Genomic DNA, 19,595 nt, shown 5'->3' with positions numbered 1-19,595 from the left:
GCTCGCGGAACTGCTGCCGTTCGACAGACAGCCCGCCACCCTGTGGATACCGCATCGCCCAGGTGATACCGCACGGACCAGGAGCCGTCAGCCCCCTACGACACCACGAGTTCAACCTCAGTAACCCGCCCCGGCATCCCCGGACTCCTCACGGTGATCACCGTTAGTTGGTATAGCGATTTGAGCGGGGCCTTTGCCGAGAACGGTTTCGCTTCGACGGTTGCGCGCAGTGTCGCGATTCCCGGACAGTCGAGGTGATGTAGATCACTGTCGGGTTGGAGTTCCTGTTCCGTCTTGACGAGACCTTCTGCGGCCGAGCTGTCGGCGGTGTGAGGCAGAGTGGCCGCTATGGGAACGGGTCTTGGGACTGTGGTGGTCACCGGCGCTGCCGGGCGTGTTGGGTCGGCAGTGCGGGTCGGTTTGCGCGGTGAGGTGGAGCGCCTGGTGCTCGTCGATCGTGTCGGCCTCGTTGCGCAGTCGTCGGCCGAGGAGGTGCGGCAGCTTGACCTGCGTGATGTTGAGGCGGTGACAGCGGCCTTGGAGGATGCGGATGCGGTGGTGCATCTGGGCGGGGTGCCGGATGAGGCGCCGTTGCCGGACCTGCTGGACGGCAATGTTCGGGGGACGCATAACGTGCTGGAGGGTGCACGTCGGCAAGGGGTTGGGCGAGTGTTGCTCGCCAGCAGTAACCGCCTCACCGGCTTCTATCCGGTCTCGGAGACCGTCACAGCCGAGCTGCCGCCGCGTCCGGATGGCCTCTATGGGGTGAGCAAGGTAGCGGTCGAGGCGCTGGGACGTCTGTATGCGGACAAGTTCGGTCTGTCCGTGGTGTGCCTGCGTATCGGGAGCTTTGAAGACGCGCCGTCCGAGCGACGCCATCTGGCCACGTGGCTGAGCCCGCGCGACTGCCTCGGTTTCGTTCGCGCGGCTCTCACCGCCCCGGGCGTTCGCTTCACGACCGTGTATGCCGTTTCCGCCAACACTCGTCGGTTCTGGGATATCGAGGCTGGCTCGGCTCTGGGATACACACCCGTGGACGACGCGGAAGCCTTCGCGTCGAGCATTCCGCCAGACGGGGACTCGGCGGAGTGCGATCTCCAGGGTGGTGCATACGCCAGCGCGGAATACACGCTCCGACATGTCTGAACAGGCTGACCGTCGCGATGGGTCACCTCAGCTGCAGGTCCCGAACACGGCGGTTCGCGGTGCGGGGAGGCGGCTGACCTGTTTTCGGCAGGGTGAATGTGAGCCACTCGGACACTCAGTTTTGAGAGCCATGTTGCTCCATCCCTGCAGCTGATGGGCAGTCTCATGTGCAGGGTGCCGATAGCTTGGCGGTCCCGGGCCCTCTCGGCCTACGTCCCTGACGGACGCGGTTCGTGAGGGCCCGGCTCCGTGACGGACGGTGCACTTTTCGCGGCGGGGGGACCCAGCGGTGATCATCGGGTGGTGAAGCGCGTGCTGATGTGCTGGTCCTACTGTCCTGCTGAGGTGTAGGGCTGGAGGGCCGCACGAACCGTGGTGGGCATCTCCTTCTTGCTGTGGGTCGCGGGATCGATGAACACGTGCCGTATTTCACCTTCTGCGATGACCCGTTCACCGACCTTGAACACCGGGCGCACGATCATGCTGGTTGTTCCGAGATGGGTGATGGGCATCTCAATGTCGAGCAGCTCATCGAAGCGCGCCCCCAGGCGGTAGAGAATCCGCGCTTCTGCCACGACCAGATCGGCTCCGCCCTCGACCATGGACGCGTAGTCCTCGATGACTTCTCGCAATAGCTCGGTCACGGCGACGTCGTAGTAGAAGAGGTAGTGACCGTTGAACACCACGCCTTGCTGGTCACACTCGCTGTAGCGCACTCGCAATCGGTGCGTGAATAGCTTGGCCATGGCGAGATCGTAGTTGCCTCCCGCACTGATGACCGAGGCGGCGGGCGAGCGCGCAGCTCCGGAAGATCGGCTCGGTCACCATCAGCGGCTCGCCCTACCGGCGCGGCGGCAGCCACCGCGTGCCCTCTGCCGTGGCCGCCCGATCCAGCTCAAGGTAGTCGTGCACGCACGAGCTCGGCGCCGGCGCCCCGCCGGCCGGGAGCTCATGCAGCCACCGGTTCACCACCGCCGTCGCACGCGGCGTCCGGCGGCGCCGGGCGGCGCTCGCGGGTCAGGATGCAGATGCAGGCTCGATGAAGAACACTTGCCCCCCCTTGCCCACGCACCGCTCCATCACTGCCTCGGTTCCCTCGGAGGTGTCGGAGGCTTTGATCCCCACACATCCCTGTCCGGCCACGCGAAGGACATACCTGCCGCCTGCGTACGGTCCGGACGGTTCGAGGTGGAACCGGCTGGCCTGCGCGCAGTCGTCATACGGCTCCAGCAACCCGGCACCGGCGCCCTCATCGAGTGCCTTGAGGCAGCCCTTGCCGTAGTCGGGATGATGCCATTGGATCCGGTACGTGTCCCCGCCCATCGGCTCCAGCTTGGTGGCCTGCGGTGCCACCTTGCTGCACCGCCGCTGAACGGCCACCAGTGGGGTGTACCGGCGGTCCAGGACCCGTCCGTCGGTCAGGCACAGATCGGGAGCCGTGACCGGGCGGATGCGTACCCAGCCGCTCAGCAGTGCCGACCTGACGCCAGGGGACGCGGACCCCACACTCCGGTCCGCCCCGGCATCTCCTGCCGGTTCGCCGGAAGCAGCCAGCATCCAGACGCCGACAGCGGCTAGGACCGGGACGGCCACCAACACACCCAGTGCTGTGCCCCTGCGCGGCGGCCTGATGAGCGGGCCCCGCCGAGCCGGTTCTGCCTTACAGGCTTCGCTCACCTGCTGACCGGCGATTCGGTCCCGGGCCTGGAGCCACTGCGCCACCCGTTCCCCTTCCCCGCAGGCCTTCACGAAGGCAGCCAGTTGGTCAGGTCGCGGTGCAACGTCCCGGCTCAGCATGCTGGAGGCGGTACTGCGTGGCAGCACGTCCCCCACGTCTGCTGCGCGCTCTTCCAGCTGCCGGTACGACAGTGCGGAATCCTTCTTCAGTTGGCGCAGCAATTCCATGAATGCGGGTAAGTCATGGACTTCTCCGAGTTCCCAACCCCCCAGGTTTGCCATGAAGTTGATCATCGTGGTCGTCGTGCGAGCCGTCAATGGCGATCCGCGCCAATCACGATGCCCGCAGAGGACGGGCTGTGGCTCCCATCACGAGCTACGGCTTCCGCGGTCGCGATATGCGGACGACGCACGGACACCGTCGGCGGGACAGGACGCTGACCAGCGTGGACACCAAGCAGGGCGTCCGGGACACGCCAAGTACGTCCAGGACATCGGATCGCTGTTCCCCTCGGTCCACTTCCTGCCTCAGGATCACGCCGACAGCAACACTTCGACCTCAAGGGGAAACATGCGTACTCGACTTGTGCTCGCCAGTGCCGCGATGGGAGCCGCCCTGCTGACCGGTGGTACCGTCGCCACCGCGCAGGCGACACCCGCCTCCTCCGACACGAGCACGACGACCGCCGCCGCACCGATCGCCAACTCGTGGATCTACGTCGGCACCTACCGCACCCACAGGGCTTGCTACAACGACGGGAAGAACTCCGTCTACTCCGAGTGGGAGTGCCGGCCGACCAGCAGCGGCAAGTGGCAGCTCTGGGTGAACGACGAGTCGTAAGCACGTGACGACCTAGGAGCCATCTGGACGCGCTGATGGTCACGGACGAACGGAAAGCTTTCTCCCGCGTACATCTCTGGGAGGCCCAGAGACGGAGCACGATCTACGCGGGCGGCGGCTTCGCCATCACGCTCAGCGTCATCGGTACGGACGGCGACGGGTGGCAGAACGACGGCGCGACACCTCCAGCAGTGGCTGGAGGGCGGTGACCTCGGATTTTCTTGCCTGACAGTCGGCAGTTGCCTTCACGACTGCGAGTGGACGATCAGTGTCGCCCGGTGGGGGCAGCGGCCGTGGTGGGTGCGGAGTCGTGCCGGCGGTTCCCGGGAGTTCCAGGAACCGCCGGCACTCGAGGGTGTCCGTCCGCTACGCGACGCGGATCTTCAAGCTGCCGCTGGCGAGGGCGCTGACGCTCGCCGAGGTGCCGGGCGCGACGGTGACGCTGGCGCTGCCGCCGCCGGAGAAGACCAGGGTGGCGTCGGTGTTGTTGGTCACCCGGGCGACTGCCGATACCTGGATGCCGGTGTCGAGGGTGGCTCCGGCGGACAACTTCGCGCCGGGGATCGTGATCGTGCCGCCGGCCGACAGGCCGATGCCCACCGAGCCTGTCACGGCTGCGGTGGCTTGCGTGTGCATGCTCGTGGCGGCGTGTGCGGGTGCCGCCGAGGCGCTGGGCTGGAGAGCGATCAGGCCGCCCGCGACCACGAGTGCGGCAGCGACGATCTTGGCGGTGAGGCGATGGGTCGGGCGCACGGAAACCTCCATGGTGAGAGACCACTATCTCCAGGACCGCGGCCGCGCCTGGCTGTGCCAGCCCCTAGAAAACCGTGGTAGCGACGTGGATGCAATGTGACTAATTGCCTGCTGGGGGGCGCAGGGGGCGCCAAGAGAGGGCGCGTTGGGGCCCCTCGTACGGGGTAGATCAGGGCCACGGCCACCAGACCAGCAGACAACACCCGCCGTCTCGCGTGCTACCTGATCGCCCACCGGCAGGTCAACTGGGTCTGTCCACCAAGTAACGGTGTAACTCACCCACCCCGAGTTACACCGTTCTTTGGACAGACCCGGCATGCGCGGCGGGCATGCGAAGGCCCCGGAATCGCGGGGCGGATTGCCGGGGCCGTCGCGGGCGGTCAGCGGATCTTGGCGCCGTACACGTGGTCGACCGTCATCGCCATGAGCACCCTACGGTCGGACACCATCACCGACCGGTACTCGTCCCAGTCCGGGTGCTCCCCGGCGGCGAGGCGGTAGTAGTCCACCAGTGCCTCGACCTCGGGACCGTGGGGGTCGGTTCCCGGTCCGGTGAGTGTCGCCGTGCCCTCGGCAGTGGCCCACGCCCCGCCGTCGGGGCTGGTGACCTCCAGCGTGGCTCGTGGGTCACGGCGCAGATTCGCCGTCTTGGCTCGTCCCTCGGTCATCGAAACGTAGATGACACCGGCCTCCTGGTCGTAGAAGGGCATGACGGGGGAAAGCTGGGGGCGGCCGTCCGACTTGATCGTTGCGAGGACACCGAGTCGGCTTTCCGCGAGCAGCGTGCGTGGGTTGAATGGTGTGGCGGTCATGTTCGGGGCCAAGTCGCGACAGGGTGCTGGTTATTCCTGGCGATGCGGGGCCGGCGGCCGGTCGTGGTCGCTCCCCTGAGGGCTTGCGGTGAGAGCGGGTGTTCACCGCGCTGATGGCCCAGGCTGATGCTGACGAGGATCTGAACTGGGCTGTCTCGGTGGGCTCGACCATCGTGCGCGCTCACCAGCCCGCGGCCGGGGCTCGCAAAAAGGAGCCCCGGCCGGCGAGCCGGACGACCACGCGATCGGCCGGTCCCGCGGCGGACTGACCACGAAGATCCGTCTCGCAGGCGACGGCCCGCTGCCGGCCCCTGGCCTTCCACCTCACCGCCGTCCAGGCCGGTGACGCGCCCGCCTTCGCCGATGTGATGGCACGTCTGCGAGTTCCCCGCCGCCGCGGACGGCCTGGACCAGGCCGGATCCGGTCCTGACGGAGCAGTCGTGGCGGCAGGCCACCTGCTTTCGACCGCGAGGCCTCTCAGCAGCGCAACACCGTCGAGCGGTGCATCAACCGTCTCAAGCAGTGGCGCGGCGCCCCCGCCCGCTACGAGAAGACCGCGACCATCGATCTGACCGGACTCCACGTCACGGGCATCTTCCTCCGGTCAGCCCGGTGATCCAAACGAAGCCGCCTAGCTCAGCGTCTTCAGCGCCGCCGCGTCGTACGGCTTCAGCTCCTCGAACCGGTCCCCCAGGACCTTCGCCGCCCACTCCGGGTCCTGGAGCAGGGCGCGGCCGACGGCGACCAGGTCGAACTCGTCGCGCTCCAGCCGGTCGAGGAGGTTGTCGATGCCCTGGACCGGGGCGCCCTCGCCCATGAAGCCGCGGATGAAGTCGCCGTCGAGGCCGACCGAGCCGACGGTGATGGTGGGCCTGCCGGTGAGCTTCTTGGTCCAGCCCGCCAGGTTCAGATCCGAGCCCTCGAACTCCGGGAGCCAGTAGCGGCGGGTGGAGGCGTGGAAGGCGTCGACGCCGGCCGCGGCGAGCGGGGTCAGGATCGCCTCCAGCTCCTCCGGGGTCTCGGCGAGCCTCGCGTCGTAGGCCTCCTGCTTCCACTGCGAGTAGCGGAAAATCACCGGGAAGTCGGGCGAGACGGTCTCGCGGACCGCGGCCACGATCTCGGCCGCGAACGTCGTACGGGCCACGGGGTCGCCCCCGTAGGCGTCGGTACGGCGGTTCGTCCCCGCCCACAGGAACTGGTCGAGGAGGTAGCCGTGGGCGCCGTGCAGTTCGACGCCGTCGAAGCCGATGCGCTCGGCGGCCTCGGCGGCCTCGGCGAAGGCGCCGATGACGTCGTCCAGGTCGCGTCGGGTCATCGCCTTGCCGGTGCCCTCGGTGCCGTCGACGCGGATGCCGGAGGGGCCGACGGCGGGGGCGTCGGCGTAGGGCGGGTCGCCCTGCTTGCGCACCATGCCGATGTGCCACAGCTGCGGCACGATCGTGCCGCCCGCCGCGTGAACGGCCTCGGCGACCTCCGCCCACCCCGCCAGCTGCTCCTCACCGTGGAACCGCGGCACACGGTCACTCTGCCCGGCCGACTCATGGCCGACGTAGGTCCCCTCGGTGACGATCAGGCCCACACCCGCGGCGGCGCGACGGGCGTAGTACGACCGCACGTCCTCACCGGGGACGCCGCCCGGGGAGAACATGCGCGTCATCGGCGCCATCACGATGCGGTTCGGGACGGTCAGGCCGTTCAGCATGACGGGCCGGGACAGGATCTCGGCCGCGCGGGAGGCGGAGGGGGCAGAGACGGTCACGGGGGTGCTCCTCTTGGGTACCAGACGGTATGTGCACACGCATTGAATGCGTGCAGGTGCCAACCGTCCCGGCGGTCGCGGCATTCCCCCCGTCAGGCGAGACGCCCTGTGATGCCGGACACGCCCCCAGAGCCAGGGCGGTCCGTGCTCCCGCAGCCGGGCACAGAGCATCAGCCTGGGCCATCAGCGCGGTAAACACCCGCTCCCACGTGCCGTCGACGGCCGACATCCGCAGCCGGGTGTAGACGCCCCTCCAGTTGCCGTGCTTCTCCGGGCAGGTGAACCCACGGCGATCCGGTCCGGTACTTCCAGGCGATCGCATCGATCACCTCGCGATGATCCCGCCACCGCCGCCGCCACCGCCGCCCCGTTTCGGCGTTCGGTCAGGAAGTAGCGGCTCGATTCGAGCCACGTTGGTCTGTTGAAGCTCCTGGTTGCTGTCCGGGGCCGGCGAGGTGGCGGGGGCCTGGGGTCGAGGCGGGCTGCTGATAGTGACGGGGCGGAGGCGGACGACGGCGTCGAGGCCGCCGCCGGGCGCGGGTTCGAGGGTGATGTGGCCACCGCTGGCGCGGGTGAGCTGTTCGACGATGGGCAGGCCGAGGCCGGTGCCGTCATGGTGGGTGTCGGAGGCGCGCCAGAAGCGGTCGAAGGCGCGTCGGCGTTCGCTTTCGGTCATGCCGGGCCCTTGGTCGATGACGTGGAGCTCGGCTGCCTGGGGCGTGCTTGTCGTGGCGAGGGTGATGGTGGTGCCGGGGGGTGAGACACGTAAGGCGTTGGCGAGCAGGTTGTCGATGATCTGCTCCAGCGCTCCAGGGATGGCCCAGACCTGGCACCATGACCGGCCGGCTACGGCGATGCGGACGTGCTGTTCGGCGGCGAAGGGGCTCCAGGTGGCGGCGCGGTCGGCCACCACGGTGTGGAGGTCGCAGGAGTGGTCGCGGTGCTTTCCAGGCGGGCCAGGGAGAGCAGCCCATGGATCATACGGCCGAGGCGCTCGGTCTCGCCGATGGCCTCCTCAAGGCTGTCGTGAGCGCACGGGTCGAGGTGGGGCTCGAAGTTCTCCAGGCGCAGCCGCAGCGCGGTCAGCGGGGTTTTCAGCTGGTGGGAAACTTCGGCGGCGAAGGCGCGCTGGGCACGGAGCAAATGCTGCAGGCGGGTGGCGGTGGCCGTGAAGGAGGCGGCCAAGCGGCGCAGTTCGGGTGGGCCGACGTGGGCGGCGGGCGGCTCGGTCAGGCTGCCATCGGCGAGTTGGGCGGTGGCGCGTTCCAGGGCGTGCACGGGGCGGACGATCCAGCGGGCGAGGGCGAAGGCGATCAGTGCGACGGCGGCAAGGATGCCCAGGCCGGTCAGGGCGAGGGTGAGCCAGATGTCGTGGATGCGGTCGGTCAGCACGGTGGTGGGGTAGCTGAGCCGCAGTGCGCCGCGGATGGTGCTTCCGGAGGAGCCCGGCATGGTGGCGTAGCGGGTCTCGGTGCCGGTGGCCGGGTCGTGGTGGGTGCCAACGGTGGGCTGGTTGTGCAGGGCGGCGGCGATGTCCGGTTCGGCGGACAGGTCGGCGCCGTGGGTACCGGCGGAGTCGGTCAGCATGGTGCCGGTCCGGTCAACGATGACGACGCGGGCGCCGCGCTCGCCGGCGTAGTCGGTGGCCAGTTCGGGCAGTTCGGCGGTGTCGCCTTCCTCGATGCGTTCCTCGGCGAGTTCGGCCAGCATTCCGGCGTCGCGTTCGATGCTGTTGGAGAAGCGGGACAGCTCGCCTCGGGCGTAGACGAGGCCGAAGGGGATCTCCAGACCCAGCAGGACCAGCAGGACCAGGCCGAGGTAGCTGGCGAGCAGTCGGCGGGTCACCAGGGGGTCTCGTCGTGCCCGCGGACGGAGTCTGCCGTCGGCGTGGTCCCGTCGGGCACGTGCAGGCGGAAGCCGACCCGGCGAATGGTCTCGATCCACGCCGGGTCGCCCAGTTTGCGGCGCAGGGCGGCCACGTGCACGTCCAAGGTCTTGGTGGGGCCGAAGAAGTGCGGGTCCCACACCTGGTCCACGATCTGCTGGCGGGAGCAGACCGCGCCGGGGTCCTGGGCGAGGTGGGCAAGCAGGTCGAATTCCTTCGGCGCCAGGGCGACGGCCCGGCCTGCGAGGTGGACCTGGCGGGTGCGGCGGTCAATGGTCAGCGGACCTATGTGCTGGGCGGCGTCCACGGGTGCGGCGTGGCCGGTACCGGGCGCCCGCGCGGGCTGCACCATGACGGGCGGACGAGTGCGGCGGGTGACGGCCCGGATGCGAGCCACCAACTCCCGTACGCCGAACGGCTTGGCCAGGTAATCGTCCGCGCCGAGCTCCAGGCCGAGGACCCGGTCGATCTCCTCACCCCTCGCGGTGATCATGATGATCGGTACGTTCGAGCGCTGCCGCAGGGCCCGGCACACGTCGATGCCGTCCATGTCAGGCAGGCCCAGGTCGAGCAGCACCATCTCCGGCTCGGGCGCCGCCAGCGCGGCGGCCCCGGTACGGGCCCGCTCAACGGTGAATCCGTACCGGCCAAGCCCCTCCGCCAGCGGGCCGGCGATCCGTTCATCGTCCTCGATGAGCAACACCTGCATGGCGTCAGACTCACACAGCCCGGCCGCAACGAGTGGAGTAGTCACGCATCGCCTTGCCGTCCAGGGCGAACGCTGTCGCACGTACCGGTACCAGCGGTGCACGGCGGGGCCGGGGCCCGCCGTCACGGCCGGCCTTCCGGCCGGGGCAGCCGACCGCTCGCTTCCCCTGGCACGCGGGTCAGCTGCCGTCCTCGTCGCCGGCCTCGTCCTTGGTCTTGACGACCTTGTAGGTGTCAGGGTTGAGGTAGACCTCGATCTCGGTGCCGTCCGACTTCTTGATCTCCACCGCGTACAGGCCGGGGTTCTCCGCGTCCTCCTCGGACTTCACCACGGTGCCCGGATATGCCTTCAGCGCCGCCGCCTCGGCCTTCTGCTTCGCCTCGCCGGTCAACGGCGTCTCCACCGCGTCACCCCCCTCGGCTTCCGCGTTCGCCTCCCCGCCCGCGGCGGGCGCAGTGGTGGCCTGGGTGTTGTCGGCGGAATCACCGGCGTCGGAACCACCGCAGCCGACCAGGCCGAAGAGCACGACGGTGGTGGGCAGGGCGGCCAGAGCGGCGCGGGTCTTGGCGTTCATGGAAACTCCACGGGGTTGTGGGGATGGGCCTCAAGCAGCCGGGGCCCGTACGCAGTTCGCGATCCGGGCCTGCGGAACGTCAACGACCCTAGGCACAGGCGGTCAAGCGGCCGGCCAGCGTACGACCAGCAACTCGCCAGGAAGCGGACAACATTTCCTGTGCGCGCTCCGGCGCTACGCCGGCGGTGCCTGCCGATGATCACCTGTGGCCACCCAGCAGCCGCGGTGCGAGCCGGTGACCGGCGCCGAGCTGCTGGGCTGAGCTGATCGTCGAGGGCCGGGGCAGGGGTGTGCTACCGGCCGGTAGGCTGCCGGTCGCCCGAAGAGAGAAAGGTAAAGGATGCGAAGCCGCTTACTGTCGCTGCGCTCGTTGCCGCTGCTATCGCTGATCATGGCCGCCGTGTTCGTGCTGTCGACGCCGCTGAGCGCCTCCGCCGCCGCGGCTCCGGTCCCGGACGCGCGGTCCGGCACCGCACGGCAGGGTAAGGCGTGCGGGCAGTTCCGGGTGACGGGCGCGCTGCCCGCGCCTCCGGCCGGGATGGCCGTCCGGCAGGAGGTCAGCGTCGGCGATGACTGCAAGCCGCGCCTGGGCCCGGTCCGGTTCGTGCCCGCTTCAGACGGGCGGCGGGACACCGCGGCCGACCGCCGGGAGCTGCGCACCTGGTCGGCGATGTACGACTGCTGCGGGATCCTGATGACCGCCTTGTACACCACCTCCACCTGGGAGAACGTCGACAGCAAGGTGCGCGACGTCAACACCACCGCGCGGCACGACTGGAACCGCGAACCGTGGGACGGAGGCTGGTCCCTCGCGGGTGCGAGCCAGACCGGGGATTGCGCCGGGACCTGCCCCGGCGCAAGCGCCGCCGCCCACGCGGAGTTCGGCTACCGCGGGATCTTCGACCTCACCGGCGACTGGTACGCCAACACCCACGACTCCGCCGTGCAGCTGAACGGGGACGGCACCGCCTCGTGCCGGCTCGACGTGACCCTTCGGCACACCTTCATCGGCTGGCACTGGGTGCGCGGCTGCGCCTGACGGCGCGTTGGGCCTCGGCCCGTCCCTGCGTGGCAGCACTCACGAGCAACCATGAGGCAAGTACGCCTTGACAATCTCGAATTGTCAAGGCGTACTTGCCTCATGCCGCTTCTGGACCTGGACGACCTCATCGCAGAAGTAGACCGAACGTGCGACACCGCACACCGCCCGGGCGGACAGGAACAGCCGGACTGGCTGGAACTGCTGACGGTCGCCGCGCAGCTCGCAGGACAACTACAGGCTCTGGCAGACGATTTGGTCGAGGACTATGTCGAGCACTGCCGGATGCACGGTTGCTCGTGGACGGACATCGGCGCAGCTCTGGGCGTGACCCGGCAGGCAGCGCAGCAGCGCTTTCACGCACCCCACAAGCGCTACAGCCCCGAGACGATGACGGAAGACCTCCGCCGAGCGATGGCCCATGTGAAGCAGGGTGCAGTGCAGCATCGCAACAACTACATCGGCACCGAACACCTCTTGTGGGGCCTCACCGCCGAGAGCAACAGCGCCACCCGGCTTCTGCAGACTTCCGGCGTCTCACCCGAGTTCGTCCACCAGTCCGTCGGAACCCGGCTGAGTATGGGCGCTTCCCAGGCGGCCGAGCGGATCGCATGGACGCCCTACTCCCGCAAGGCAATCGCCATCGCGGAGACACGGTCCGAGCGAGCCGGCTCTGTGACCATCGACTGCGACGACCTGCTCGTTGGGCTTGCACAGGTCGGTCGTGGTGTGGCGGCAACGGTGCTCACAGACGCCGGCTTCAACCTGGCAGCCCTGGACGCCGCAACTGCAGCAGCTCGACCGTCGGAGCACGAGTGATTTTCAGGGCGAAGAGTGTGGCCACCTTCAGCGCTTCAGGCTGACGATCACAGCAGCACGCGCTCACCGTCGCGGACCGCGGGGACACGGCCGGCGCAGTCTCCCTTCGCGTCCGGCTGCTTGGTCCAGCGGGTGCCGTTCCAGTCCAGGCGTATGTACTCGTCGGCGGGCTCGTTGTCCACCTCGCCGTGGTTGAAGGTGTGCTCGCCGTACGCGCGTACGACGTCCCCCGGCAGCGCGACGACGTCGCTGAGGTAGGCGCCGGGCTCGGGCGGCACCGGGTCCGGGAAGTGGCACTCCGGCGTCCGTACGAGCTTCCAACTGACGGTCCACGGGATCCCGTTGGCGCTGGCGGTGCGGGCGTGGTACGTCTCGCCGTGGATCAGTTGGTCATGCTGTGCGGAAGCCCTCGGCCAGAGCGGTCGGGAGCTCTGGAAACTTCTGGCAACTTCTGGCAACTGCCGGTCACACAGATCGAGATCCGCATCTCGCCCTGAGACGTCTGAGGGTGACGGGAGTTGGGGCCGGACCTAGCGTGATCGTTGGTTGGCGAAGCCAGCCGCCCCTCGCGGCAAGTGCTGTCGGGGGGAAGCAGCGATTCATGGGGGAATCCATGCGTATTCGCCGTGTTCTTACCGGTGTTGGTATCGGTGCCGTTCTGGGGCTGGGGGCTCTGGCGGCGCCGGCGCAAGCGGCCGAGCCCGCGCAGGCCCCGGCTTCCGTGTCGGTGGCTGGGGTGAAGGCTGCTGGGAACATGGAGTTCTATGACGACTTCTGGACTCGGGAGGAGTGCGAGAAGGTCGGCAGCGACGGGGTCGCGCAGGGTATGTGGCGCATCTACGACTGCCAGGAGTCGTGGTGGGACTGGGACCTGTACGTCGGGTACTGACCGGCGCACTGAGTCTGGCTGGTGCCGTCGTCCCTTGGGGCGGCGGCATCGCCGCGTTTTCAGAGCGCAACCCCTCGGGCAGCGGACATCCGGGTTCGAAAACCGCCTCTGACGTTCAGATGCCGCAGCTCTCGAAGGACCGTGCCGTCAGCCTGGCCGCCTCCTCGACGGCGACTGTCCCGTACAGCACGCTCGCTGCCCAGCACGACACGGGCCGGGAACGCCGCACGCTCCAGGCGGCCGGACGGGGAGAGTGACGCTTTCCGAGCCCCTCCTTGGGCTGAGGCCGACGACGACTGTCGGGGAGATAATGGACCCAGCCGCGCGGACCCGGCGACCAAAAGCGAAGTCGAGAGCCGGGCACGACGGGACGACGTCGCCCCCGACCTCGGACCAAGCGGTTTGCTACCCCTACAGCGCAGGGCGTGTCATGAACGGCAGACACCGGCATCGCCAGCACCTCGGTACCTGTGCCCTCGTTGCGGCGCTCGCCGTTGTCCCTATCGCGGCGTGCGGCAGCACGGAATCCTCCTCGCCCCAGGCCGGCCCGGTGGCGGCCTGGATAGTTTCACCCGCTCCCGCGGCAGACGCAGTCGAGAAGCAGGCCGTGGCCCAGAGCAAGGCTGCTGAGACCGCTCGGGCAAAGGCCGCAGCACACGAAGCCGAACCCGGTCAACAGCAGGAACAGCAGCCCCGATCGCAACAGCAGCAACCGCAACAGGGGCCGGGCAGGTGCACGACGGACCCGGCCGACCGAGCGGCCTGCCGCTTCCCGGAGGGCGCGCAGATCACACCCGGCGGAGGCGACATCGACGGCGACGGAGTCTTCGAGGAGAACGAGCCTGTCGGGCCCGGGTACAAAGACCCCCGCGCCTACGACGGCGGCAAGACCTCCGGGGAAACCCAGTGTGACTGGCTGCGCCGGCAGGGAATCCCTTGCTGAGGTAACAGCGGTTCGCCCAGCGCCATGCGGCCGGTGCTCGTCGGCTCGTACTGCATCTCCTCCACAGTGACGGCCCAAGTCGGTGGAGGGCAGCGTGCAGCGCGTGTTCACGCTTTGTGGTCTCGGGGACGTCGCGTTGCTTGGGACCGCTCAGCGAGAGTCCTCCCGGAAATACATCAAACTGGTTTGATGTACCATGTGGTCATGGTGCCCTCGGGTCATGCCACCCCGGCGTTCGTACGGCTGGCCGCCCACCCGCTTCGGTGGCGATTGCTGACCGCGCTGGCCGCGAGCGACTACCGTGTCCGTGAGCTGACCGGCCTGGTCGGCCAACCCTAGAACCTGGTCTCGTACCACCTGCGGCTGCTGCGCCACAGCGGGCTGGTTACCGCCCGTCGCAGCAGTTTCGACGGCCGCGACAGCTACTACCACCTGGACCTGGATCGCTGTGGGGGCGCGCTGGCCGCCGCCGGTGCCGCCTTGCACCCGGCGCTGCATCCCGGCCGGCCCCCGGCCCAGGACCCCGATTCATTGCCGCCACCGGCCGCCGCACGGCAGGGCCGGCCCCGCGTGCTGTTCGCGTGTACCGGCAACAGCGCCCGCTCACCGATCGCCGAGGCCCTGCTGCGCCACCACACCGCCGGCCACGTCGACGTCACCAGCGCCGGCAGCGACCCCAAACAGCGCATCCACCCCAACGCCGTACGGGTACTGCGCGAGGACTACGGCATCGACATCGCCGCCCAGCGTCCCCGGCATCTGGACGCGGTGGCCCGGCGCCGGTTCGACTACGTGATCAGCCTGTGCGACAGGGTCCGCGAGGTCTGCCCCGAATTCCCCGACCAGCCGCGGACGGTCCACTGGAGCGTCCCCGACCCCGCCACCGCCGGTGACGCCGGCCAGGACAGCTACCAGGCCTTTCATCGCGCCGCCACGGAGATCGACACCCGCATCCGCTACCTGCTGGCTGTCCTCACCCGCAGCCCGCACCCGGAGGTTCAACCATGACCGCGCCCGACCAGCTTGCCGGCGTCCGCTACCTCGTCGACGACGTCCAAGCCGCCGTCGACTTCTACACCACTCACCTCGGCTTCACCGTGCACAGCAACGCGGCGCCCGCCTTTGCCGACGTCATCCGCGGCCCATTGCGACTGCTGCTGTCCGGGCCGACCAGCTCCGGCGCCCGGGCCACACCCGCAGACGCCGCCTCCAGTGGCCGCAACCGCATCCATCTCATCGTCAGCGACCTCGACGCCGAGATCGACCGACTGCGCACCGCCGGACTGTCCTTCCGCAGCGAGCTGGTCACTGGCCCCGGTGGACGCCAAATCCTGCTCGCCGACCCCGCCGGCAACCTCGTCGAACTATTCCAGCCCGCCCGCCAACAGCCATAGTCCGCGGAGTCGTCGTGACAACCGTCCGCGAGGTGCTGTTCGTCTGCGTGCACAAGGCCGGCCACTCCCCCGCGGCGACGTGGCGGCGGCCGCCTTCCGCCAGGCTGTGCGCGCGCTCCAGGACGTCACGGATGGCCGCTGGGCCCACGCGCAGATCCGTGGGCCGCGTCGATCATCTCGTCATGGTCGATTGCCTCTCGTAGGTGATCAGTGCGCGTGGTTCTGTCACGCGGGCCGGATGGCGATCGTGCAGAGCCTCTTGGTGGCCCGGGTGAGGGCGACATACAGGTCCCGCTCGCCACTGGGACGGGCCGCGACGATCTCCTCCGGGCCGACGACGAGGACCGCGTCGAACTCCAGGCCGCGGGCCTCGGATACCGGAACGAGGCGCGCCCACCGTGCGATTCCGGCGGACGCCAGGTCGTCCACCCTGGCGTCCGCGCAGATCACCCCGAGCAAGTCGCCCGGGTACGCCGCGGCTTGGGCCCGGAGTTCCCCCGCCGCGGTGGTGGCGAGCGTGTGCGGGAGCGCGGTGAGGGTGCGTGGAAGGTCGCCGTGGCGGATCGACCGGCTCGGCGTCTGACCGGGGGCGATCCGCGAGAGCAGGCCCCGGGTGGCCGCCAGGATCTCGTCCGTGGTGCGGTAACCGACAGTCAGGGTGTGCAGGGCGAACCGGGTGCCGAGATGCGGGCCCAGCGCCTCGGTCCAGTCACGGGCGGTCGACGCCGGGCCTGCCTGGGCGAAGTCGCCCACCAGCGTCATCGACCTGGCCGGGCACCGGCGCACGACCATCCGCCACTGCATGGCGGTGAGCTCCTGGGCCTCGTCGACGACGACGTGCCCGAATGTCCGCTCCGGCGGGCCGTACACCAGGCTCGCCGCCTCGTCCAACAGCGGTACATCGGCGTTGGCCCACGGGGCGTCAAGGGAACACAACAGCCGGGACCGTTCCGCACCGGTCAGCGACGGCAGATGCGCGGCCATCACGCGAGCGTCCGTCAGGAGGGCACGTACCACGGCTTCGGGTGTCAATCGCGGCCAGAGGGACTCGACGGCGCGGTCGACGTGGGCGTCGTCCCGGAGGTCCGCCCGGACGGCGTCCGCGTCGAACTCCTCGGCCGGTCCCGCGGCCGGTGCGCCGTCGAAACCGAGAGCGCGCAGGTCGGCCTCGGCGGCCCGGTCGAGGTCGATGCCCGTGCTCGTCGCGACCTCGGCGTCGATGTGCTCAAGGGCCTCCACGGCACCGCGTTCCAGCGCGTCCGTGACCGCGCCGACCAAGCGCTCCTTGAACACGGCCCGCGCACGGTTGTGCGCCAGGCCGCTCGCCACGGCCGCGTCCCGCGCGCCCGCGACATCCCCGCTCTCCAGACGGACCCACTCCTGCCCCACACGCACGGCGAAGCCGCCGCCCGGCGCCTGCCGGGAGCGCACCACACCCGCCAGCGCCTCCGCCAGCACGGAACTCCCCTTGAGCCGCGCCACATCGGACGGCTCCACGGCGGCAGGCACCACGCCGGCCAGCTCCCCGCACGTCGCCAGGACCACGTCGTTCTCCCCGAGTGAGGGCAAAACCTGAGAGACGTAGTCGAGGAACCGCGCGTTCGGCCCGAGCACCAGGACGCCGCGCTCGGCAGCACGCGGAAATGCGTACAGCACGTACGCCGCCCGGTGCAGCGCGACCACGGTCTTGCCCGTGCCGGGGCCGCCCTGCACCACCGTCACCCCCCGGTGCGGAGAACGGACGATCGCGTCCTGCTCGGCCTGCAGCGTCGCCACCGCCGCACGCATCCGCCCCGTGCGACGCGTCTCCAGCGCTTCCGTCAACGGCCCGTCGCCCACGACGTCGTCGGCCGTCGGGACGGAACCGTCCAGCAGCTCGTCGCTCACCGCGCGTACCGTACGGTCCTCGACACGCAGGTGACGGCGCCGCCGCAGTCCCATCGGGTGGACGGACGTCGCCGCATAGAAGGGCCGTGCCGCATCCGCGCGCCAGTCGACGAGCAGCGGCAGCTCGCGGTCGTCCGTGTGCAGGCCGATCCGCCCGATGTGCAGGACGGTTCCGTCCGCGCCGTCGATCCGGCCGAACGACAGCCCCTCCTCGGCCCGTTCGAGCCGGCGAAGCTGCCGCACCAGACGGTCGGCGGCGACGTCGCGCGCGTACACCTCGCCCGGGCTGTCGGCCGAGGACCTCAGCACGTCCGTCAGCTGGGCCCGCACGTCCGCAAGCCGCTCGTCGAGCAGCCCGTATACGGCGGACACGTGCGCCTGCTCCACCTCGACCTGGCGTGCGGCGGTGTCGTAGACCTCGTTGAACTGCGGCAACAGCCGGCCTCCTCTCGATGTGGCCCTCCACTATGAGGCCAAATTCCCACGAAAGTAAGGCTTGACTTACCTGTCCGTGTTCCCCGCGAACAGGCGAGCACCGGGCATTTCCCACCGGTACAGGACGCGCACGCCTCAGGCGGCCGTGCGGGGGTTCCGCTTCGAGGTGGCGCAGAGGGAGGCCCGCTGCGGGTCGCGGCCGTGCCCGCGGTTCGGGTGAACAGCGGGCACGGTCGGAGCGGTCAGCGGTCGGGTCAGTGGCGTGCGGTGCGGCGCTCACCGGTGGCCAGGAGGATGGCACCACCGGCGAGAACCGCGACGGCAGCCGTGCCGGCGATCAGCGGCGTGCTGCTGGAGGACCCGGTCTCGGCGAGGTCGGCCGGGGCGGAGCTGCTGGGAGCCGCAGGGCCTTGGGCGGAGGGGGTGTTTCCGGGACATAGAGCGCCCTGTTCAACAGGGTTCGCGACCGCGTCGCAGCGGCGCCTCAGGCGGCCGTCGTACGGTCGCCCGGCTTGTGGAGGTGGACGGGCAGGGCCTGGTGGCCGTTGGAGATGAAGGACTCGAGCGGCTGCAGCTCGCCGGGCGGCACGGCCAGCGACAGATCGGGGAACCGGTCGAACAGGGCGGGCAGGGCGATCCGGCCCTCCAGTCGGGCCAGTTCCGCGCCGAGGCAGTAGTGCACGCCGTGCCCGAACGACAGGTGGTCGCGGCGCGTGGGCCGGGTGACGTCGAAGCAGTCGGCGGCTTCGCCGTGGAGGTGAGGGTCGCGGCCCGCGGCGGCGTAGTTGATGACGATGGCTTCGCCCTGGCGGAACGTCAGGCCGCTGCCGGCGTCGTGGATGTCCTCCACCGGGAAACGCATGATGAGGTTGGCGACCGGGGCCTGATGGCGCAGGGTCTCCTCCACCACGTCGCCCCAGGATGCGCCGCCGCCCTGGACCAGGGCCAGCTGGTCGGGATGGGCGAGCAGGTTGACGACGGCGTGGTCGAGCAGGTTGACCGTGGTCTCGTGCCCGGCGCCGATCAACAGCAGTAGCGAGTCGAGGAGTTCCTGCTCGGACAGGCGGGAGTCGGTCTCGTCGTCGTGGGCGTCGATGAGCGCGCTGGTGACGTCGTCGCCGGGGGCTTCGCGCTTGGCGGCGGTGAGGTCGGCCAGCAGCTGGTACACCTCCTGGGCGTTCTCGGTCGCCTCCTGCTCGGTGACGTTGGTGGCGAACAGGCCGCCGATGGTGCGGCGGAAGCCGTCGTGTGCCTCCTCGGGGACGCCTAAGAGGGTGTTGACGACGAGCAGCGGCAGCACCCAGGCGAACCGGACCCGCAGATCCACCGGGGCCCCAGCGGGGGCGGTGCTCAGCCGGTCCAGCAGGTCTCCGGTGATGGCTTCGATCTTCGGTGCGAGGGCGCGTACGCGACGGGCGGTGAACGCCGCGCCGATCAGACGGCGCAGGCGGGTGTGCTCGTCGCCGTACGCGGACAGGGCGTTGCGGACGTCCACCCAGGTCCGCAGCGGCCAGGCCTCCGGTATCCGGCCGGCAATGTAGTCCGGCCAGTGCTGGTGGGCGTCCTTGGAGACGCGGGGATCGGTGAGCAGCCGCTTGATGAGGGCGGTGTCGGTGACCGACCAGGCGTGCACCCCGCCGGGCAGCTCTACCTGTGTTGCGGGGCCCTCGGCGCGGAGGTGGGCGGATTCCCCGTGGATGTCGGCGGCCAGGGGGTCGAGCCGGAAGGGGCAGCCGGAGGTGCGCTGGGTGTCGTCCATGTGGTCTCTCCAGAACTCGCTGGGACTGTGACGGGTGGGAAGGTGACGGGCAGAGCGGTCCAGCCGGAGCGGAACGTTCCGGGCCTGCGGCTGGACTGGTCGCGGGCGACCGCGGGGGTGGGGTCGGGCAGCCGGCCGAGGAGGCGTTCGACGTTCAACGGCTGTCTCGGAGATGACCGGGCGAGGTCGGGGGCGGGGCAGCCGTGGACGCCCGGACGAGCGTGATGTGAGCGAAAGTGGCTCCGGCTGGGGACCGGACCGGCCGCCGTCACC

20 protein-coding genes and 2 pseudogenes are annotated in these 19,595 nt (G+C 69.7%); 10 read left to right on the top strand and 12 right to left on the bottom strand.

Annotated features, from left to right (window positions below):
- Positions 1 to 348: 348 nt before the first annotated feature.
- Positions 349 to 1,146, top strand: coding sequence for an NAD-dependent epimerase/dehydratase family protein (locus ACTWP8_RS19495; protein WP_443323410.1), 798 nt, complete (start codon positions 349 to 351; stop codon positions 1,144 to 1,146).
- A 329-nt stretch (positions 1,147 to 1,475) separates the two neighbouring features.
- Here ACTWP8_RS19495 and ACTWP8_RS19490 read toward each other — a convergent pair whose 3' ends face one another.
- Both ACTWP8_RS19490 and ACTWP8_RS19485 read right to left on the bottom strand, forming a co-directional pair.
- Positions 1,476 to 1,892 carry an acyl-CoA thioesterase gene (locus ACTWP8_RS19490; protein ID WP_443323409.1) on the bottom strand — a complete coding sequence of 139 codons (417 nt, stop codon included), beginning with the start codon at positions 1,890 to 1,892 and terminating at the stop codon, positions 1,476 to 1,478.
- A 271-nt stretch (positions 1,893 to 2,163) separates the two neighbouring features.
- A complete protein-coding gene (locus tag ACTWP8_RS19485) occupies positions 2,164 to 3,117 on the bottom strand; it encodes an RICIN domain-containing protein (RefSeq protein WP_443323408.1) in 954 nt (317 codons plus the stop codon).
- A gap of 277 nt (positions 3,118 to 3,394) precedes the next feature.
- Here ACTWP8_RS19485 and ACTWP8_RS19480 point away from each other — a divergent pair, with 277 nt between their 5' ends.
- Entirely contained in the window at positions 3,395 to 3,664 is a 270-nt protein-coding gene (locus ACTWP8_RS19480; RefSeq protein ID WP_443323407.1) for a hypothetical protein, read from the top strand.
- A gap of 366 nt (positions 3,665 to 4,030) precedes the next feature.
- On the opposite strand, the gene ACTWP8_RS19475 is transcribed toward ACTWP8_RS19480, so the two are convergent.
- Both ACTWP8_RS19475 and ACTWP8_RS19470 read right to left on the bottom strand, forming a co-directional pair.
- Positions 4,031 to 4,417, bottom strand: a complete 387-nt coding sequence (locus ACTWP8_RS19475) for a hypothetical protein (RefSeq protein WP_443323406.1) — start codon at positions 4,415 to 4,417, stop codon at positions 4,031 to 4,033.
- 380 nt (positions 4,418 to 4,797) lie between these two features.
- A complete protein-coding gene (locus ACTWP8_RS19470) occupies positions 4,798 to 5,229 on the bottom strand; it encodes a PPOX class F420-dependent oxidoreductase (RefSeq protein ID WP_443323405.1) in 432 nt (143 codons plus the stop codon).
- A 95-nt stretch (positions 5,230 to 5,324) separates the two neighbouring features.
- On the opposite strand from ACTWP8_RS19470, the pseudogene ACTWP8_RS19465 reads away from it, so the two are divergent.
- Positions 5,325 to 5,846 (top strand): annotated as a pseudogene (locus tag ACTWP8_RS19465) (IS5/IS1182 family transposase); the annotation flags it as partial.
- 15 nt (positions 5,847 to 5,861) lie between these two features.
- Here the strand turns inward: ACTWP8_RS19465 and ACTWP8_RS19460 are convergent.
- The 4 genes and pseudogenes from ACTWP8_RS19460 to ACTWP8_RS19445 form a co-directional block, all read right to left on the bottom strand.
- Complete coding sequence (locus tag ACTWP8_RS19460) at positions 5,862 to 6,989, bottom strand: NADH:flavin oxidoreductase (protein ID WP_443323404.1); 1,128 nt, start codon at positions 6,987 to 6,989, stop codon at positions 5,862 to 5,864.
- Positions 6,990 to 7,314: 325 nt separating this feature from the next.
- Positions 7,315 to 8,834: pseudogene (locus ACTWP8_RS19455) on the bottom strand (ATP-binding protein).
- A complete protein-coding gene (locus tag ACTWP8_RS19450) occupies positions 8,831 to 9,583 on the bottom strand; it encodes a response regulator transcription factor (protein ID WP_443323403.1) in 753 nt (250 codons plus the stop codon). The pseudogene ACTWP8_RS19455 and the gene ACTWP8_RS19450 overlap by 4 nt, the downstream one beginning before the upstream one ends.
- 178 nt (positions 9,584 to 9,761) lie before the next feature.
- The gene (locus tag ACTWP8_RS19445) at positions 9,762 to 10,157 is read right to left on the bottom strand and encodes a PepSY domain-containing protein (protein WP_443323402.1); all 396 of its coding nucleotides are present in this window, start codon (positions 10,155 to 10,157) and stop codon (positions 9,762 to 9,764) included.
- A gap of 340 nt (positions 10,158 to 10,497) precedes the next feature.
- Between ACTWP8_RS19445 and ACTWP8_RS19440 the strand changes: the two genes are divergently transcribed.
- Positions 10,498 to 11,196: a hypothetical protein gene (locus ACTWP8_RS19440; RefSeq protein ID WP_443323401.1), complete on the top strand. Its 699-nt coding sequence runs from the start codon at positions 10,498 to 10,500 to the stop codon at positions 11,194 to 11,196.
- 102 nt (positions 11,197 to 11,298) lie between these two features.
- Positions 11,299 to 12,015 (top strand): Clp protease N-terminal domain-containing protein, encoded by a 717-nt coding sequence (locus ACTWP8_RS19435; RefSeq protein ID WP_443323400.1) that lies wholly within the window; start codon positions 11,299 to 11,301, stop codon positions 12,013 to 12,015.
- A gap of 47 nt (positions 12,016 to 12,062) precedes the next feature.
- Here ACTWP8_RS19435 and ACTWP8_RS19430 read toward each other — a convergent pair whose 3' ends face one another.
- Positions 12,063 to 12,473 carry a hypothetical protein gene (locus tag ACTWP8_RS19430; RefSeq protein ID WP_443323399.1) on the bottom strand — a complete coding sequence of 137 codons (411 nt, stop codon included), beginning with the start codon at positions 12,471 to 12,473 and terminating at the stop codon, positions 12,063 to 12,065.
- 296 nt (positions 12,474 to 12,769) lie between these two features.
- On the opposite strand from ACTWP8_RS19430, the gene ACTWP8_RS19425 reads away from it, so the two are divergent.
- The 5 genes from ACTWP8_RS19425 to ACTWP8_RS19405 all read left to right on the top strand — a co-directional run bounded on the left by ACTWP8_RS19425 (position 12,770) and on the right by ACTWP8_RS19405 (position 15,241).
- The gene (locus tag ACTWP8_RS19425; RefSeq protein ID WP_443313689.1) at positions 12,770 to 12,904 is read left to right on the top strand and encodes a hypothetical protein; all 135 of its coding nucleotides are present in this window, start codon (positions 12,770 to 12,772) and stop codon (positions 12,902 to 12,904) included.
- A 119-nt stretch (positions 12,905 to 13,023) separates the two neighbouring features.
- Positions 13,024 to 13,161 carry a hypothetical protein gene (locus ACTWP8_RS19420; RefSeq protein WP_443323398.1) on the top strand — a complete coding sequence of 46 codons (138 nt, stop codon included), beginning with the start codon at positions 13,024 to 13,026 and terminating at the stop codon, positions 13,159 to 13,161.
- A gap of 875 nt (positions 13,162 to 14,036) precedes the next feature.
- Complete coding sequence (locus tag ACTWP8_RS19415) at positions 14,037 to 14,186, top strand: hypothetical protein (protein WP_443323397.1); 150 nt, start codon at positions 14,037 to 14,039, stop codon at positions 14,184 to 14,186.
- Positions 14,187 to 14,417: 231 nt separating this feature from the next.
- A complete protein-coding gene (locus ACTWP8_RS19410) occupies positions 14,418 to 14,855 on the top strand; it encodes an arsenate reductase ArsC (protein ID WP_443323396.1) in 438 nt (145 codons plus the stop codon).
- The gene (locus tag ACTWP8_RS19405) at positions 14,852 to 15,241 is read left to right on the top strand and encodes a VOC family protein (RefSeq protein WP_443323395.1); all 390 of its coding nucleotides are present in this window, start codon (positions 14,852 to 14,854) and stop codon (positions 15,239 to 15,241) included. The genes ACTWP8_RS19410 and ACTWP8_RS19405 overlap by 4 nt, the downstream gene beginning before the upstream one ends.
- Positions 15,242 to 15,466: 225 nt before the next feature.
- Here ACTWP8_RS19405 and ACTWP8_RS19400 read toward each other — a convergent pair whose 3' ends face one another.
- The 3 genes from ACTWP8_RS19400 to ACTWP8_RS19390 all read right to left on the bottom strand — a co-directional run bounded on the left by ACTWP8_RS19400 (position 15,467) and on the right by ACTWP8_RS19390 (position 19,322).
- On the bottom strand, positions 15,467 to 17,500 hold the full coding sequence (locus tag ACTWP8_RS19400; protein ID WP_443323419.1) for a HelD family protein: 2,034 nt from the start codon (positions 17,498 to 17,500) through the stop codon (positions 15,467 to 15,469).
- A 317-nt stretch (positions 17,501 to 17,817) separates the two neighbouring features.
- Positions 17,818 to 18,051, bottom strand: a complete 234-nt coding sequence (locus tag ACTWP8_RS19395) for an LAETG motif-containing sortase-dependent surface protein (protein WP_443323418.1) — start codon at positions 18,049 to 18,051, stop codon at positions 17,818 to 17,820.
- On the bottom strand, positions 18,048 to 19,322 hold the full coding sequence (locus ACTWP8_RS19390) for a cytochrome P450 family protein (protein WP_443323394.1): 1,275 nt from the start codon (positions 19,320 to 19,322) through the stop codon (positions 18,048 to 18,050). The genes ACTWP8_RS19395 and ACTWP8_RS19390 overlap by 4 nt, the downstream gene beginning before the upstream one ends.
- Positions 19,323 to 19,595 lie beyond the last annotated feature (273 nt).

The organism is Streptomyces sp. 7N604, assembly GCF_052245475.1.
Lineage (GTDB): Bacteria > Actinomycetota > Actinomycetes > Streptomycetales > Streptomycetaceae > Streptomyces.
The sequence above is the reverse complement of the archived record's forward strand: the minus strand, read 5'-3'. Positions and strand labels throughout refer to the sequence as shown.

Bases quoted from the DNA above. Each gene is read 5' to 3' on its own strand.
- ACTWP8_RS19490 (WP_443323409.1), bottom strand. From the start codon at position 1,892: ATGGCCAAGCTATTCACGCACCGATTGCGAGTGCGCTACAGCGAGTGT.
- ACTWP8_RS19420 (WP_443323398.1), top strand. From the start codon at position 13,024: ATGCCGCAGCTCTCGAAGGACCGTGCCGTCAGCCTGGCCGCCTCCTCG.
- ACTWP8_RS19415 (WP_443323397.1), top strand. From the start codon at position 14,037: ATGTACCATGTGGTCATGGTGCCCTCGGGTCATGCCACCCCGGCGTTC.
- ACTWP8_RS19450 (WP_443323403.1), bottom strand. From the start codon at position 9,583: ATGCAGGTGTTGCTCATCGAGGACGATGAACGGATCGCCGGCCCGCTG.
- ACTWP8_RS19495 (WP_443323410.1), top strand. From the start codon at position 349: ATGGGAACGGGTCTTGGGACTGTGGTGGTCACCGGCGCTGCCGGGCGT.
- ACTWP8_RS19435 (WP_443323400.1), top strand. From the start codon at position 11,299: ATGCCGCTTCTGGACCTGGACGACCTCATCGCAGAAGTAGACCGAACG.
- ACTWP8_RS19390 (WP_443323394.1), bottom strand. From the start codon at position 19,322: ATGGACGACACCCAGCGCACCTCCGGCTGCCCCTTCCGGCTCGACCCC.
- ACTWP8_RS19440 (WP_443323401.1), top strand. From the start codon at position 10,498: ATGCGAAGCCGCTTACTGTCGCTGCGCTCGTTGCCGCTGCTATCGCTG.
- ACTWP8_RS19470 (WP_443323405.1), bottom strand. From the start codon at position 5,229: ATGACCGCCACACCATTCAACCCACGCACGCTGCTCGCGGAAAGCCGA.
- ACTWP8_RS19405 (WP_443323395.1), top strand. From the start codon at position 14,852: ATGACCGCGCCCGACCAGCTTGCCGGCGTCCGCTACCTCGTCGACGAC.
- ACTWP8_RS19480 (WP_443323407.1), top strand. From the start codon at position 3,395: ATGCGTACTCGACTTGTGCTCGCCAGTGCCGCGATGGGAGCCGCCCTG.
- ACTWP8_RS19485 (WP_443323408.1), bottom strand. From the start codon at position 3,117: ATGATCAACTTCATGGCAAACCTGGGGGGTTGGGAACTCGGAGAAGTC.
- ACTWP8_RS19445 (WP_443323402.1), bottom strand. From the start codon at position 10,157: ATGAACGCCAAGACCCGCGCCGCTCTGGCCGCCCTGCCCACCACCGTC.
- ACTWP8_RS19425 (WP_443313689.1), top strand. From the start codon at position 12,770: ATGGAGTTCTATGACGACTTCTGGACTCGGGAGGAGTGCGAGAAGGTC.